The organism is Francisella adeliensis (assembly GCF_003290445.1).
Classification (GTDB): Bacteria; Pseudomonadota; Gammaproteobacteria; order Francisellales; family Francisellaceae; genus Francisella; species Francisella adeliensis.
Window position 1 is genome coordinate 949,845 of record NZ_CP021781.1, and the last position, 15,513, is coordinate 965,357.

Below are 15,513 nucleotides of genomic sequence, written 5' to 3' on the forward strand. Positions count from 1 at the left end.
AGGTTGTACTAGATCTTATGAGTTCCATTACAAGCTTTAGACATATAAAATAAAGGTTTTATTTTAAATCTATCATAATAGTTTTTTTCTAAATATGCTTTATATTCTTCAACAACCTTCTTTGGAACAAGATGAATTGTAGAACCACCAAAACCACCGCCAGTCATTCTAGCACCATGAACACCATCAAAACTTTCAGATAACACAACTAAGTAGTCAAGCTCATTGCAACTGACTTTATAATCATCTTTTAATGAATAGTGAGACTGATACATTAGTTCACCAAGCTTTTTCCAGTTTTTGTCTTTCATAGCTTTTGCAGCATCTAAAACTCGTTGGTTTTCAGTATAGATATGCTTAGCTAAACTATAGTCATCTTTACTGAAGCTTTCTTTTGTTACTGTAAGGTTTTCAATATTTAACTCTCTAAGCGATTTGATGTTATTAAATCTAGCTATATTTTCACAAGTTTTACGGCGATCATTATAAGCTGATTCTGCTAAGTTGTGCTTTATATTTGTATCAACAATTAGTAATGTTAATTCTTCTAAATTAAGAGGAATATTCTTATGTTCGTATGTATTACAATCTATCATCGTAGTCATATCTTCTTTAGAAAGAATACAAGCCATTTGATCAAGTAAGCCACAATTTGTACCTATATAACGATGCTCTACCTGTTGAGCTGCTGTTGCAAGCTCTATATCTTTTAAACCTAAGTTTAATAAATTATTATAAGCAAAAGCTAGTGCAGTGGCTAATGAAGCTGATGAAGATAAACCAGCACCAAATGGTAAATCACTATAAATATAAATATCAACACCTTGAATTTTTTTACCGTAGTCTTTAGCTATGATATTAAAAACGCCTTTTATATAGTTGTCCCAAGAATTGATTATTTTTTCTTGGACCTCTTCCAAGATGAACGATTTTTTTTCATTAAGGTTTTTACTATATACACGGACTAAGTCATCATCTCTTTTTGCGATAGCTATATATGTACCCATATTTATTGCAAATGGCATTACAAAGCCACAATTATAATCTGTATGCTCACCTATAAGGTTTACTCTTCCCGGTGAATAGTAAATAGAAGGTTCTTTCTCATATAGCTCTCTAAAATCATTGTGAAGATTGTTGATTATGTTATTTGTAGTATTGTCCATGATTATAGCTCTCGTAAAACTTTTGCTGCCAATTCAGGTGTGATGTCGCGTTGAGATTCTGCAAGCATTTCAAATCCAACCATAAATTTTTTAACACTAGCAGAGCGAAGTAGAGGGGGATAGAAATGAGCATGAAGTTGCCAGTAATCACATTCTAGCGCATTGACAGAACCATGCCAACCCATTGAGTATGGGAATGAAGTGTTAAATAAAGAATCGTACTTAACAAGAATGGATTTTAATGCATTTGATAAACTCTGTTGTTGAACTTCATTTAAATGATTTAAGTGTGAGCAGTGAAACTTAGGCAATATTAATGTTTCATAAGGCCATGTTGCCCAAAAGGGTACTACAACTAGCCAATCATCATTTTGGTAAACAATTCGTTCATTTTCTTGCATTTCTCTTTGAGCGTAGTCAAGCAACATATTTGAGTTGTTTTTTTCAAAATATGCTTGCTGTGATGCTTTAATTTTTAAAGCCTCTGTGGGTAAAAAATCACAACCCCAAATTTGCCCATGTGGGTGAGGGTTTGAGCATCCCATAATAGCACCTTTATTTTCAAAAACTTGCACCCATTCATATGTTTTACTAAGTTTAGCAACTTCTTTGCCCCAAAGCTTTACAACTTTTGTAATGTCTTTCTCTTGCATCGAAGCCATTGTAAGATTGTGTTTCTCTGAAAAGCATAAAACTTTTGCAACACCATTTGCACCACTTACCTGGAAAAGGTCATCATTTATTTCTAAATTGGAATCAAGCTTTTCTTTTGATAGTGCTGAAAAGTCATTTTCAAAAATAAAAGTATCTTTGAAATCTGCATTTTTTTCACCATTAGCTCGCGTATTTGTCGGGCAAAGATAACAACTCTCATCATATTCCGGGCGAGTATCCTTTATTACATCTTCAGACTGGCCTTGCCATGGTCTATTTAAACGATGTGGTGATACTAAAATCCATTCATTTGTGAGGATGTTTTTACGGCGATGAGAAAGTTTGATGTTTTCTAATTTATGTGAAATATTCATGAGAGATAATAAAATCTGTTGTTTTATGATTTAAAGTTAGTATATCATGAGCTAGTATGTTTTTTAAATTACTAGTGTCGAGGAGTAATTATATATGAAGTCTGGGGAAATGAACTTTGTTGTTATTAGAGTGGCGTTAATAGCTGCTTTAGCCGGATTACTTTTTGGTATGGATATTGGTTATGTTAATGGGTCTTTGCACTTCATAGCTGAGACATTTAATCTTGATATATCTCAAAGAGGACATGTTTCAAGTGTTTTATTGATTGGAGCCGCAGCTGGAGCCTTATTCAGTGGATTTTTATCTAAAAAGTTTGGGCGCAGAAAAGTATTATTAATAGCAGCAGCAATATTCTCAGTTTTTACTATTGTTGGAATAATTTCACCAACTTATGAAATCTTTATTTTATCGAGATTTGTGTTAGGTATAGCCGTTGGTATTGCTTCGTTTATTGCTCCTTTATATTTGTCTGAGATAGCTCCTAAAAAATATAGAGGTGCTCTTATAGCTCTTTATCAGTTAATGGTTACTATAGGTTTATTTTTAGTCTTTTTAACTAATTCTGCTCTCGAGAGTACTGGTTCTTGGAGAATTATGCTAACAGTTTTAGCAGTGCCTTCAGTTGTTATGTTTTTCGGATGTCTAACTCTACCTAGAAGTCCAAGGTGGTTGGTTTTAGTAGGTGAAGATGAGGAGTCAAAAGTAGTATTAAAGAAAATAAGAACTACAGATGTTGAGGCTTTAAAAGAATTTGATGAAATTAAGCAAACTACACATAAGGGAGTGAGCCCTTTTGCAATGCTTAGAAAACCATTCTTTATAAAAGTTCTATTATTGGGTATGGCATTACAAGCTTTTCAACAGTTTACTGGTATGAATGCTTTTATGTATTATTCGACAGATATATTCAAAATGGCAGGGTTTACTAATCCAGCAACTTCTACTATTGTTATAGGTCTTTTAAACATGCTTACGACATTTATAGCAATTAAATATGTTGATAGGTTTGGTAGAAAACCTATCTTATATTTTGGACTGACATTGTTGATACTGTCATGTTTAGTCGTTGGAACTATTTTTAAAACTCACTTTGTATATGATCAAGCTATGGTCTTATCTCAAACATTGCAGTGGGTTTCTTTGATTTTTTGTTTACTGTTTATTTTTGGTTTTGCTATAGCTATGGGGCCTGTTATTTGGATTTTATGTTCTGAAATTCAGCCAATAGAGGGTAGAGATTTAGGTATTACAGCATCAACAATGAGTAATTGGATTTGTAATGCTATTATAGGTAATTTTGCTCTAACATGGTTAACCTTCTACCCTGGCAGTACTTTCTTTGGCTTTGCTATAACTTGTATAGTATGTATATTTTTTGTTAAGTTTTTCGTACCTGAAACAAAAGGCGTATCCCTTGAGGAGATAGAAAACAACCTTAGAAATGGGAAATCTTTAGCTAGAATTGGGCGTTAATAATTTAAACTATAAAAGTAAGGAAAAAAGAATGAGTGCTAAAAGTGAGTATAGAAGAATAGTCTTTTTAATAGCTATAATTGCAGCCTTAGGAGGATTACTCTTTGGTCTAGATCAAGGTTTTATTGCGAACGCGGGAACTACATTAGATCATGTATATGGGATGGTTCCAGGAAGCATTAGTGAAGGCAAATTTAATGCAATACTTGCTTATGGAGGTATATTCGGAACTATATGTAGTGGTTTTTTTACAAGGTTTGTGGGTCGTAAAAATACTTTAATTATCGCAGGATTCTCATTTTTATTAGGAGCTTTAATCTCTTCTGTTTTACCTCCATTAGGCATACTGACAGCTTGTAGATTTTTGTTGGGATTTGGTGTTGGTTTAGCATCTTTTGCGACACCTTTATATTTAGCAGAAACAGCCCCAACTGAAATAAGAGGGGCTATGTCATCATTATTCCAATTAATGATAACATTCGGTATCTTCCTTATATGTTTGGTTAATGTTGTAATCGTTGAGTTAGCAGGTCATACTGAAGTCTCTTTAGTTATGATGTTTTCAGTTATTACATTATTTGCCTTATTGATGACTATAGGCTGTTTCTTTTTACCGAAAAGTCCTAGATGGCTGATGATGAAAGGTGATGAAGAGCAGGCTAGAGAAGTTCTGGCAAGATTAAGAAATAGTGACGAGATAGAAGCAGAACTCAGTATTATTAGACATAAAAATAGTCAAAAAGGCGAGCCTATAAAAAATACTTTGAATAAACCGTATTTCTGGAAGATTCTTGTTGTTGGTATAATTATTCAAATGTTTCAACAGTTAGTTGGTATTAATGCAATGATTTATTATGCGCCAACTTTCTTACAAGGTGCTGGTTTAAACATTATATTAGCAGGCTTAGCTGTATTTTTTGTTAACTTTATATCTACTTTTCCAGCAATCAGATGGGTAGAGAAATGGGGAAGAAAAAAACTACTTACTGTTGGTGCTACGATAATGGCTAGTGCATTATTAGTTGTAGCTATATGTTTTTATGTAATTGATATCGCTGGGATACATTCTGAGATTCCAAAATATGTACTATTAATTTCATGCTTGGTTTATATATTTGGGTTTGCTTGTTCATGGGGGCCTGTTGCTTGGATTATATGTTCGGAAATTTTCCCGCAAAAAGTTCGTGAAATAGGTATGACTATTACAACAATAGTTAACTGGACATTTGTATGGATAGTAGTTGCATACTCTAATGTGATTATGGGGAGTGGTGTTTGGGGAAAACCTATGCTGTTTGTGAGTTATGCAATATTTTGTATAATTGCGATAGTATTTCTTAAACTATTTGTTCCTGAAACCAAAGGCGTAAGTCTAGAGAAAATAGAAGATAACCTTATTTCAGGTAGTAAACTTAAACATCTTGGTCAACACTAAACTTGTAAAATTCTCTTAAATAATGTATTCTTGGTCTCGTAATTTACAATAGTAACATTTCAAACTAAAGGAACAATAATTATGAAAGCTTCTGCTAGACATTTACTTGTACAATCTGAAAACGAGTGTAACGAGATCAAAAATAATATATCTGAAGGTAAAATAACTTTTGAAGAAGCTGCTAAAAAGCACTCTTTATGCCCATCAGGCGCTAGAGGCGGTGATCTAGGATCTTTTTCGCAAGGTCAAATGGTTCCTGAATTTGACAAAGTAGTGTTTAACGATGAACTACACAAAGTTCATGGTCCAGTACAAACTCAATTTGGTTATCATCTATTAGAAATTACATCTCGCGGATAATTTTAAATTTCTCAAAATTTTCAAATTATTTTAAAATACTTCAAATATAAATTTACGGACAAAAATGACTTCTGAAACTAAAAAAGATTTTAGCCAGCTTGGGCTAAGTCAAGATATTGTAGATACTGTAACTAAACTAGGATACGAAAATCCTACACCAATTCAACAGTATGCTATTCCATATATCTTATCGGGTAGAGATGTGCTTGGTCAAGCACAAACGGGTACAGGTAAAACTGCAGCATTTGCATTACCTCTAATTAATAACATGGATCTTGATTCTAGAAATAGAGATCCTCAGATTTTAGTATTAGCACCGACGCGTGAGTTGGCTATACAAGTAGCAGAGCAGTTTGATGCTTTTGCAAAAAATATTCCAGGTTTAAGTGTAACTTCTATCTATGGTGGCCAAGAATATGGTTCACAAATTAGAGCACTTAAAAATGGCGTAAATGTTGTCGTTGGTACAACTGGTCGTGTAATGGATCATATAAGAAAAGGTACTTTGCGTTTAGATAACCTTAAATGTTTGGTACTAGATGAAGCAGATGAAATGCTAAGAATGGGTTTCATTGATGATGTTCGCTATGTTCTTAGTCATGTAGCTGATGAATGCCAAAGATTACTTTTCTCAGCGACTATTCCAAATGATATCGCTGATATTATCAAAGAATATCTTAGAGATCCTTGTAAGATTCAAGTAAAAGCAAAAACAAAGACAGCAAATACTGTAACTCAAAAATTTATAGTAGTTAAAGGCTTTAGAAAAACTGATGCTTTAGATAGATTACTTGAGGTTGAAGATACAGATGGTGTTATTATTTTTGTTAAAACAAAAGCATCTACTATAGAAGTTGCTGATAGCCTAAAAGTTATGGGTTATAAAGTTGCTGCTATAAACGGTGATATGCAACAATCGCAAAGAGAATATATTATTGATCAGTTCAAAACTGGTAAATCAAATATTCTTGTAGCTACAGATGTAGTTGCGCGTGGAATTGATTTAGAAAGAATTAGTCATGTAGTAAACTACGATCTTCCTAATGATGCAGATACTTATGTGCATAGAATTGGCCGTACTGGTCGTGCTGGTCGTGAAGGTGTATCAATATCTTTAGTTCCACTAAAAGATATGAGATTCTTACGCATAGTTGAAAGATTTACTAGCTCAAAAATGCAAGAAGTATTTATGCCTTCAGCAAAAGATTTAGCTGAAAGTAGAATTGCTAGCTTTAAAACAAGAGTAGAATCTGCTTTAGAAAAAAATAAATCTTTAGATAAATATAAAGAAATCATTACAGCAATGCGTGATGAAATGGAACTTGACTCTGATGATTTATTAGCAGTGCTTACTTTGCTTGCTCAAGATAATAAATCATTCTTTCCTCGCGAAATACAAGCTCGTGAAGAAAAAGGTCGTAGTCGTGATAGAGATCGTGGTCGTAATGACAGAAATGATCGTGGTGGTAGGTTTGATCGTAACGATAGAGGCGGTCGCTTTGATAGAAATGACAGAGGTAATCGTTTTGATCGTAATGATCGCGGCGGTGAAAGAAGGTCTGCTCCTCGTAGAACTCCTGATATTGCTTTAACTACCTACAGACTTGATGTTGGTCGTGATAATGATGTTGCTCCTCGTAATATCGTAGGTGCTATTGCGAATGAGGGTGGTATTGATAGTAAGCATATCTGTAATATCTCTATACAAAATGATCATACTTATGTCGATCTACCAGCTAACTTAGAAGCTAAAACTGTTAGCCATCTTAAAAATGTTTGGGTGTCTGGTAAGAAACTAAACATGTCTGAAAAGTAATTTTCAAATTTAGTATCTTTGCCTTCTATCTTTAGATGGCAGAGATTATTTCTTTTATATTCTAATTTAATGATGAAAACTGTATAATGTATCGAACTAGCTATACATTTATATGATTTTTATGAGTAACTATATTTTTATAGTATCGGCGCCATCTGGGGCTGGAAAGAGTTCTCTCTTAAAAGCTTTTCTAAATACAGATATTGGTAAACAAAATTTTGCTGTTGCAACTTCACATACTACTCGTGATCCTAGGGTTGGAGAAGAGCATGGTAAAGAGTACTATTTCACGACAGTTAAAGTTTTTGAAGATCTACTTGGTGAGAATGGTTTTGTTGAATATGCAAAAGTTTTTAGAAACTATTATGGTACTTCAAAAGCAGAAGTAGATAGGCTCCTACAGTTAGGCAAAAATATAATCTTAGAAATTGATTGGCAAGGAGCTCAACAGACTAGAGCTATCTATAAAGATAAAGCTAAAAGTATATTTATACTGCCCCCTTCGTTAGATGAACTTAGAAGTAGACTGGAAAACCGTGATACTGATTCTATAGAAACTATCAATTATCGTATGAATCAAGCTAAAGATGAGATTTCTCATGCTGATGATTATGACTATAAATTAATTAATGATGATTTTGATAAAGCTGTTGAAGAGTTAACAGCATATTTTTCTACTGCAATAAAATCATGAAATACTTGGAAAATGCGAGCTATAAATAATGTTAAATGAAAACCTAATAAAAGAAAAAATTTCTCAAGCAAGGAAAGAACTACCTAATATACGTGTTAAAAAAGAAGAAAAGCAAGCATACATGGATGAGATAAAAGCATTGATTAAAGAAAAAAATGCGTGTTTAGTTGCTCATTATTATGTTGATGATGAAATCCAACAATTAGCAGAAGAAACAGGTGGTTTCATTGGTGATTCTCTTGCAATGGCAAAGTTTGGGTTAAATAGTCCTTGTGATACTTTAATAGTAGCAGGGGTAAGATTTATGGGCGAATCAGCTAAGATCTTAAGTCCTGAAAAAACTGTTTTGATGCCTACGCTATCTGCTGAATGTTCACTAGATTTAAGTTGTAATAATGATGAGTTTAAAAAATTCATTGATCAATATCCTGATAGAGAAGTTGTTGTCTACGTAAACACTTCTGCTGAGGTAAAGGCTCTTGCAGATTGGACAGTTACATCTTCAAATGCATTAGATATATGTTTAAGCCTACATAAACAAGGTAAAAAAATTATTTGGGGTCCAGATAAGTATCTTGGTGATTGGATTAAGAAACAAACAGGTGCAGATATGCTACTTTTTAATGGTAGTTGTATTGTCCATGAAGAGTTTAAAGCTCAGGCATTAGATGACCTTATGCTAGAGTACCCAGAGGCTGCTGTTTTAGTGCATCCTGAGTCACCGGCAGAAGTTATTAAAAGGGCAGATGCTGTAGGCTCAACATCTCAGCTTATTGAAGCAAGTCAGAAAATGCCAAATGATAAATTTATCGTAGCAACTGATATTGGTATTTTTTATAAAATGAAACAATTATCTCCTAGGAAAGAATTTATTCCAGCTGCAACTGCTGGGCGAGGAGCTACTTGTCAGTCATGTGCTAAATGTCCATGGATGAAATTAAACCAGCTTAAAAATTTACGCGAGAGCTTAATTAAGCAAGATAATCAAATATTTGTTTCAGAGGATATTCGACAAAAGGCGTTAATTCCTTTAAATAGGATGATAAACTTCTAATGTTAAATAAAAATCAAATTACAAATCTACCTAAAGCCTATATTTCAGAGCTTGTTGAGCTAGCAATCAAAGAAGATGTCTATGGTGATGAAAATGGTCAAGATATAACAGCTTTACTTGTTGATGATGTCGACACAACTGCATACTGCATAACTCGAGAAGATATGATTCTATGTGGTTGTGATTTTGCAAATGAAGTTATTGAGCAAATAGATAATAACCTCAAGATAAGTTGGCACTATAAAGATAGTGATGGCGTTAAAGCTAATCAAAAAATTTTTAGTTTAGAAGGTAATGCTAGATCTATACTTACTGCTGAGAGAATAATGCTTAATTTTATTCAAACTTTATCAGCTACAGCTACTACTACTAATAATTTAGTAAGCTTAATTGCTGACAGTAAGACAAAACTTCTTGATACGCGTAAAACTATACCTAGTTTTAGACTTGCTCAAAAATATGCTGTTAAATGCGGTGGTGGGTATAATCATCGTGTAGGTCTGTTTGATGCCTTTCTTATTAAAGAGAATCATATTCGTTCAGCTGGGAGTATATCTAAAGCTGTAGCAAGAGCTAATGAAATAGCAAAAGATAAAATGGTTGAAGTTGAGGTTACAAACCTTGATGAGTTAAATCAAGCTATTGAAGCTAAAGCAGATATTGTAATGTTAGATAATTTCTCGATACAAGATATTTTAGAAGCTGTAAAAATAGCTAAAGGTAAATTACTTTTAGAAGTTTCAGGAAATATTAATGAAAATACAATTATAGATGTTGCAAAAACAGGTGTTGATTTTGTATCTGTTGGAGCTATAACTAAAAGTGTTAAAGCTATAGATTTATCAATGCAGGTTGCGATATAAGTTTTATGGAAATAAAAGAACATCAAGTTGTAATAGCAGGTGGTGGGTTAGCTGGCGTTGTTAGTGCTATTGAGCTTGCTAAAAATAATTTTGATGTTGCTCTCATATCTGATGAAGATTATCAGCAATCTGCTAGTTATTATGCTCAAGGGGGTATTGCAGCACAAATAAATGTAAATGACACACCTGAGAATCATATAAATGATACTTTAGTTGCTAGTGCAAATATTGCTGATATTAGTAGTGTTGCTCATGTGGTAGAAAACTCTACAAATGCAATACACTGGCTAGAAGAAAACGGCGTAGTTTTTGATAAAGATGATACAGGTGAATATAGTTTACACTTGGAGGGTGGGCATTCATTACAGCGAATATTGCACATCAAAGATCATACTGGTAAAGCTATAATTGATAGTTTATATAAGACTCTTTATAAATATAAAAACATCAATATCTATGATAGTTGTAAAGTATTTAAACTAATAAAAGATAATCAAAATGATAGATGTGTAGGGTTATATACTTATAAAAGCGATCAAATAATAGCATTTAAAAGCAGTAATATAATACTTGCTACTGGTGGTGCAGCCGGTATATATAAGTACGCAACTAAAACAAATCCAAGTACTGGAACTGGTATGGTGATGGCATACAATATAGGTTGTGAACTAGAAAACCTTGAATTTATGCAATTTCATCCTACATGTTTTTTTGATAAGAATCATGAACCTTTGCTAATATCTGAAGCTGTTAGGGGTAGTGGGGCAATATTACAACGAGAGTGTGGTCTTGCGATAATGAGAGGAATTCATCCTCAAAAAGATTTAGCTCCTAGAGATATCGTTGCAAGGCAAATTTATGCAAATATGCAAAGAGGCCATGATGTCTTTTTAAATGCTACACATCTTAATGGTTCTCAATGGCAAGATAAGTTTCCATCTATTTATAAAAAGTTATTAGAAAATGGAATTGATCCAACGAATCAATCAATACCTATATCACCAGCTGCACACTATAGTTGTGGTGGGATTAAAGTAAATTTGAAGTCTCAAACTAAAGTAGAGGGGCTTTATGCTGTTGGTGAGGTTTCTTGTACAGGATTACATGGCTCAAATAGACTTGCGAGCAACTCTTTACTTGAATGCTTGGTTTATGGATTATCTGCAGCTAAAGATATTTGTGTTAAAAATCAGCAAAATATAAATTGTAATATAGAAGCTCTTAAAGCTTTTAAGAGTGATATTGATGTTAAAGAGTATACAGCTGTTATAAAACAGTTAATGTGGGATAATGTAGGTTTAGTTAGAAATGCTAATAAGCTTAAACAAGCTAAAGAAAAACTCCGTGAGATTTGTGCAACATTGCCACCAGAAATTGTTTCAGATAAATATGACCTAAATCTTGAAAAAGTGAAAAAACTTATTCTTTTGGCTGAGCTAACAATAGATAATGCAATACTAAGAAAGCAGAGTGTAGGCAGTCACTTTATTGAAAATAAATAATTAAAAACTAGTTAACTTGGGTTAGTATGAAAAAAATTACGATATTTACTATTTGTATTCTTAGCTTTTTTAAATGTTTTGCAGATGCAAAGGTTAAAGCATCAATCATTATAAAAAATGGTTTGATTCTGACTATGGATAAGGACTATAAAATCATAAATGATGGCGTTGTAGTTATTTCAGGTACTAAAATAGTAGCTGTTGGCAATAAAAATTTAATCAATAAATATAAAGCTGAACAAACTATAGATGCTCAGAATGGTATAGTTATGCCTGGAATGATCAATGCTCATACTCATGCTGGAATGTCTCTATTTAGAAGTGCAGGAGATGATGTCGCTGATAGATTAACAAAGTATTTATTTCCTTTGGAGGCAAAGCTAGTTACTCCAAAATTAGTATATGATGCAACTTTAAACTCTGCCATAGAAATGGTTAAAGGTGGGGTTACTACGATGGTTGATATGTATTATTTTGAAGATTATGCTGCTAAAGCCGTCAAAACTATAGGTATGCGTGGAGTAATGGGTGAGACTATTATGGGAAACCCTACACCAGACTCTAAAAAGCCTTATGGTGGCATAGAGTATGCAAATAAATTCTTAATACCAAAGTACAAAAATGATCATTTAATAACACCTGCTTATGCACCTCACGCACCTTATACAAATGATACTAAACACTTAAGAGAGGTTGAAAAGCTATCAAAACAGCAAGATGTTCCTATTACTATTCATCTATCAGAAACCAAAGCGGAGTTGGAAAAGTATAAAAAAGAATATAATAAAACTCCAGTTGAGTATTTAGAATCGATAGGCTTGCTGTCAAATAGGCTTATTGCGGCACACTGTATATTTGTTACAGACAAAGATATTCAGATAATGAAAGAAAATGGTGTGGGAGTGTCACATAACCCAATAGCTAATTCAAAATCAGCAAAAGGTATTGCTCCAGTATTAGAGATGGATAAAGAAAATATTAAGCTAGGACTAGGTACAGATGGACCTATGAGTAGTAACTCTTTGGATATTATTAATCAAATGAGTTATGTTACTACATTACAAAAACTAAAACATAGTGATAGAACAATAATGCCTGCAAAAGATGTAGTTGAAATGGCAACTATAGGAGGAGCTAAAGCTATTCATATGGACGATAAAGTGGGTTCTTTAGAAAAAGGTAAACTAGCTGATATTGCTATAATTGAAACAAAGTCGGCAAATATGAACCCTATATATGATCCATATTCTGTCTTAGTTTACTCAGCATACCCTTTGAATGTTGATACTGTTATTATTAATGGTAAGTTGATTGTGAAAAATAAGAAGTTACTTACATTTAGTGAATCTCAAAATCAAAAAACTGTAGAAAGTTATTCCAAAAAAGTCAAAAAAATATTAGATAAGTTGGATAATAAATAATAACGAAACTTTATAGTATTTTACATGTAATATTAGCCATAAAAGAAGCAAATACTGACACTGTAAATATTTTTTTGTAAAATTATCTTTTCAAGTATTTATTAGCTTTATTAAGAATACCATGCATCTCATCAACATAGTTTTTAGACATATCATTATTAGGAAGTTCATATTTATAAACACATAATACTTTTTTAGCTACTGTAGCTGTAAATTGATCTTTAGTATTTATTGTTTTACCAACTTTTTTTAAATCATTGTATAGAGCTTTAATAGCTAATTTTTGAGTAAGGATATTTGGGGAATTCGGTAGTAGATTGTATATTGCATAAAATACACAACCGCCAATAAGTAACCCAATACATATAGATATAGAGTTGATTATGTCAAAATTCATATGGTTATCTGGCTGTATTATAAAAATAATTCCAAGGCAGTATCCAAAACCATGCATTTGAAACTTAGTTATTGTTAAACATATAACCCCAATACTAAGGCTCAAACTAAATAATACTAAAAATAGTTCAACAAATCCAAGCACTTGAGGCATCAAGAATAGTTTTATGATTATAGCAATTGGAGCGCTTATGAAAACACCAACTAACACATTTCTAACTAATATCGTAGACTTAGGAATTCCTGCAAATAATTGAGATAGTACAAGCATTATAATTAATGCTACAAGTAACCCAGCATTACCTTTAGAAAGCATCCATAACAAAGTACATATTATGAAAATACTTATTGTACGAATCGTTGCTGTACATATAATCGCGGGATTATGATAGTTTTTTATTTTAGGTAAGCTTATACCTTTTAGATTCTTCTTATTAGCATCTAGATTTGTATACGCAATAAGGAATTTAATTAAAGCTAGATATATGTTTCTAATTATTATAGGTTGACTATAATCCTTTAAGCTTATCTTTAGATCTTTTATTTTATCTTTTATATTTGTACCTAAGGATATTGTTTTTAAGTGGCTATTTAAAAGATCAGAATAGTAAATAAAATGATCTTCACTAATATTTTTGTCTTTATATTTAGAGTAATCTTTAATAAGTTTAAGCATTGCTAGTGCACTGTTAGAAAATAAAATATAATGATTTTTATCATTTAGAGTTTCATAAATATTTGCGCTACTATCATTATGTAGGGCTACTGTAGTTTCGATAATCTCTTTAGTTGATGTATTTATACTGAATTCATCGGCTGTATGAATATTGGTTAAAGTATTTAAGTGCTTTATAGTTGCTAAAAATACTTGATTACTATGTTTTTTATAAATATTTTTGACTGATTGAGGCTTTATAAGAAAACTAATCAAACATGCTGTGATGCATCCTAAACCTATCTCTGTAACGCGTGCAGAGGCTATGTTAAAAACTCCTGTTGCTGTAATATTCTGATCACTGACTGAATAAAAAACAACTAAGATAGCTGTTATATTTCCTAAGGCTAGTCCATATATAAAGTTAGAATGGTTTATTCCTGTTAAAATGACTGAGCAAATGATCAAAAAAAACATTAGTGATAATATTGCTAAGAGTGGGTAGGGTATAAAATAAACTACAATTGCAGAGCCGATAATAGCACCTGTTAGAGTTGCAATAATAAGGCATAAAGCTTTTTCTATTACAAAACCAGCTTCAGGTCTTAGTTGGAGAAATACAGCTCCAATGACAGCCCACATTGGTTTATATAAGTCTAAGCAAACAGATATGTATAGTACAATGTTAACTGCTAAAAATATTCTAAAACACTGTAGAATGTTATTTTGGTTTTTATATATAAAATCTTTAAGCATTTATATGATCTTAACAGTTACATTCATACCAGAGACAAGAGTAGTATCATCAGGTATTTTTGTTAGTAGAATATCTACTGGTATACGCTTAGGTAGCCTAACCCAATCATATACCTCTTTAATTTCAGGTAAAAGCTGATTGTTAGTATTAGTATTTGTATCAGCAACTCCTCTGCCTATTCCTGCTACCTTACCATATAGTGGTTTTCTACCACTCATAAGTTCAAGTTTAGCTTTTAGGCCTACTTTTATATTTGATAGTTTTGTTTCTTCAAAATATCCAGTTATGTAAAATGAGTTTTCTTCAATAATTGATATAACAGGGATTGCTTGAGACACATAGCTACCAACTCTTAGATTTATATTATTTATAGTTCCTGAAACTGGCGCGTACACATTAGTTCTTTCATAGTTAGTTTTTGTAATAGCAAGGGTAGCTTGAGCTTCTTTAAATTCTGCAAATTTAATTCTTTCTTCTATTTTATGATTATTAAGCTCTTCTTTGCTTATGGCTTCTGTTTTTCCTAATAGTTTTCTTCTATCATACTGTTGTTTTGATAATTGCCATGAAGAGTATGCATGCTCAAGTTCTGCTTGTGATTTTAGTAATTGAGCTTTATATCTGACATCGTCTATTTTAAAAATCAAATCACCTTTCTTAACAACTTGATTGTCAACCACATCTACACTATTTACTAGTCCTGATACATCTGGAGCAATCATTATAATATTTGCACGAACTCTACCATCTCTAGTCCAAGGTGAGTACATATAGTAGTTCCAGATTGAATAAATGCAGGCTAGAAATAGAATAGAGATAATTAAACTCGTAATGATTTTCTTTCTTTCTAACATCTTAAAAAAAAGCTCCTAAACTAAAAACACATAGAGTC

13 protein-coding genes are annotated in these 15,513 nt (G+C 32.3%); 9 read left to right on the forward strand and 4 right to left on the reverse strand.

Annotation, left to right across the window (positions count from 1 at the left end):
* Nucleotides 1-8: 8 nt before the first annotated feature.
* Together CDH04_RS04665 and CDH04_RS04670 are read right to left on the reverse strand one after the other, a co-directional pair.
* Nucleotides 9-1,166, reverse strand: a complete 1,158-nt coding sequence (locus CDH04_RS04665; RefSeq protein WP_234393415.1) for a galactokinase — start codon at nucleotides 1,164-1,166, stop codon at nucleotides 9-11.
* Nucleotides 1,167-1,168: 2 nt separating this feature from the next.
* A complete protein-coding gene (locus tag CDH04_RS04670) occupies nucleotides 1,169-2,194 on the reverse strand; it encodes a UDP-glucose--hexose-1-phosphate uridylyltransferase (protein WP_112869920.1) in 1,026 nt (341 codons plus the stop codon).
* Nucleotides 2,195-2,288: 94 nt separating this feature from the next.
* Here CDH04_RS04670 and CDH04_RS04675 point away from each other — a divergent pair, with 94 nt between their 5' ends.
* The 9 genes from CDH04_RS04675 (at nucleotide 2,289) to CDH04_RS04715 (ending at nucleotide 12,813) form a co-directional block, all read left to right on the forward strand.
* Entirely contained in the window at nucleotides 2,289-3,668 is a 1,380-nt protein-coding gene (locus tag CDH04_RS04675; RefSeq protein ID WP_112869921.1) for a sugar porter family MFS transporter, read from the forward strand.
* A 31-nt stretch (nucleotides 3,669-3,699) separates the two neighbouring features.
* Nucleotides 3,700-5,103 (forward strand): sugar porter family MFS transporter, encoded by a 1,404-nt coding sequence (locus CDH04_RS04680; protein ID WP_112869922.1) that lies wholly within the window; start codon nucleotides 3,700-3,702, stop codon nucleotides 5,101-5,103.
* A gap of 81 nt (nucleotides 5,104-5,184) precedes the next feature.
* Nucleotides 5,185-5,463, forward strand: coding sequence for a peptidylprolyl isomerase (locus CDH04_RS04685; RefSeq protein WP_112869923.1), 279 nt, complete (start codon nucleotides 5,185-5,187; stop codon nucleotides 5,461-5,463).
* 64 nt (nucleotides 5,464-5,527) lie between these two features.
* The gene (locus tag CDH04_RS04690) at nucleotides 5,528-7,279 is read left to right on the forward strand and encodes a DEAD/DEAH box helicase (protein WP_112869924.1); all 1,752 of its coding nucleotides are present in this window, start codon (nucleotides 5,528-5,530) and stop codon (nucleotides 7,277-7,279) included.
* A gap of 121 nt (nucleotides 7,280-7,400) precedes the next feature.
* A complete protein-coding gene (gene gmk, locus CDH04_RS04695; RefSeq protein ID WP_112870899.1) occupies nucleotides 7,401-7,973 on the forward strand; it encodes a guanylate kinase in 573 nt (190 codons plus the stop codon).
* 28 nt (nucleotides 7,974-8,001) lie between these two features.
* Entirely contained in the window at nucleotides 8,002-9,027 is a 1,026-nt protein-coding gene (gene nadA, locus CDH04_RS04700) for a quinolinate synthase NadA (RefSeq protein WP_112869925.1), read from the forward strand.
* Nucleotides 9,027-9,890, forward strand: coding sequence for a carboxylating nicotinate-nucleotide diphosphorylase (gene nadC, locus CDH04_RS04705; RefSeq protein ID WP_112869926.1), 864 nt, complete (start codon nucleotides 9,027-9,029; stop codon nucleotides 9,888-9,890). The genes nadA and nadC overlap by 1 nt, the downstream gene beginning before the upstream one ends.
* A 5-nt stretch (nucleotides 9,891-9,895) precedes the next feature.
* Nucleotides 9,896-11,392 carry an L-aspartate oxidase gene (gene nadB / locus CDH04_RS04710; protein ID WP_112869927.1) on the forward strand — a complete coding sequence of 499 codons (1,497 nt, stop codon included), beginning with the start codon at nucleotides 9,896-9,898 and terminating at the stop codon, nucleotides 11,390-11,392.
* Between the two features lie 26 nt (nucleotides 11,393-11,418).
* Nucleotides 11,419-12,813, forward strand: coding sequence for an amidohydrolase (locus CDH04_RS04715; RefSeq protein WP_112869928.1), 1,395 nt, complete (start codon nucleotides 11,419-11,421; stop codon nucleotides 12,811-12,813).
* Between the two features lie 82 nt (nucleotides 12,814-12,895).
* Here CDH04_RS04715 and CDH04_RS04720 read toward each other — a convergent pair whose 3' ends face one another.
* Nucleotides 12,896-14,620, reverse strand: coding sequence for an FUSC family protein (locus CDH04_RS04720; protein ID WP_112869929.1), 1,725 nt, complete (start codon nucleotides 14,618-14,620; stop codon nucleotides 12,896-12,898).
* Nucleotides 14,621-15,475 carry an efflux RND transporter periplasmic adaptor subunit gene (locus tag CDH04_RS04725; protein ID WP_112869930.1) on the reverse strand — a complete coding sequence of 285 codons (855 nt, stop codon included), beginning with the start codon at nucleotides 15,473-15,475 and terminating at the stop codon, nucleotides 14,621-14,623. It lies immediately after the preceding gene.
* Between the last annotated feature and the right edge of the window lie 38 nt (nucleotides 15,476-15,513).

Bases quoted from the DNA above. Each gene is read 5' to 3' on its own strand.
- CDH04_RS04665 (WP_234393415.1), bottom strand. From the start codon at position 1,166: ATGGACAATACTACAAATAACATAATCAACAATCTTCACAATGATTTT.
- CDH04_RS04670 (WP_112869920.1), bottom strand. From the start codon at position 2,194: ATGAATATTTCACATAAATTAGAAAACATCAAACTTTCTCATCGCCGT.
- CDH04_RS04675 (WP_112869921.1), top strand. From the start codon at position 2,289: ATGAAGTCTGGGGAAATGAACTTTGTTGTTATTAGAGTGGCGTTAATA.
- CDH04_RS04680 (WP_112869922.1), top strand. From the start codon at position 3,700: ATGAGTGCTAAAAGTGAGTATAGAAGAATAGTCTTTTTAATAGCTATA.
- CDH04_RS04685 (WP_112869923.1), top strand. From the start codon at position 5,185: ATGAAAGCTTCTGCTAGACATTTACTTGTACAATCTGAAAACGAGTGT.
- CDH04_RS04690 (WP_112869924.1), top strand. From the start codon at position 5,528: ATGACTTCTGAAACTAAAAAAGATTTTAGCCAGCTTGGGCTAAGTCAA.
- gmk (WP_112870899.1), top strand. From the start codon at position 7,401: ATGAGTAACTATATTTTTATAGTATCGGCGCCATCTGGGGCTGGAAAG.
- nadA (WP_112869925.1), top strand. From the start codon at position 8,002: ATGTTAAATGAAAACCTAATAAAAGAAAAAATTTCTCAAGCAAGGAAA.
- nadC (WP_112869926.1), top strand. From the start codon at position 9,027: ATGTTAAATAAAAATCAAATTACAAATCTACCTAAAGCCTATATTTCA.
- nadB (WP_112869927.1), top strand. From the start codon at position 9,896: ATGGAAATAAAAGAACATCAAGTTGTAATAGCAGGTGGTGGGTTAGCT.
- CDH04_RS04715 (WP_112869928.1), top strand. From the start codon at position 11,419: ATGAAAAAAATTACGATATTTACTATTTGTATTCTTAGCTTTTTTAAA.
- CDH04_RS04720 (WP_112869929.1), bottom strand. From the start codon at position 14,620: ATGCTTAAAGATTTTATATATAAAAACCAAAATAACATTCTACAGTGT.
- CDH04_RS04725 (WP_112869930.1), bottom strand. From the start codon at position 15,475: ATGTTAGAAAGAAAGAAAATCATTACGAGTTTAATTATCTCTATTCTA.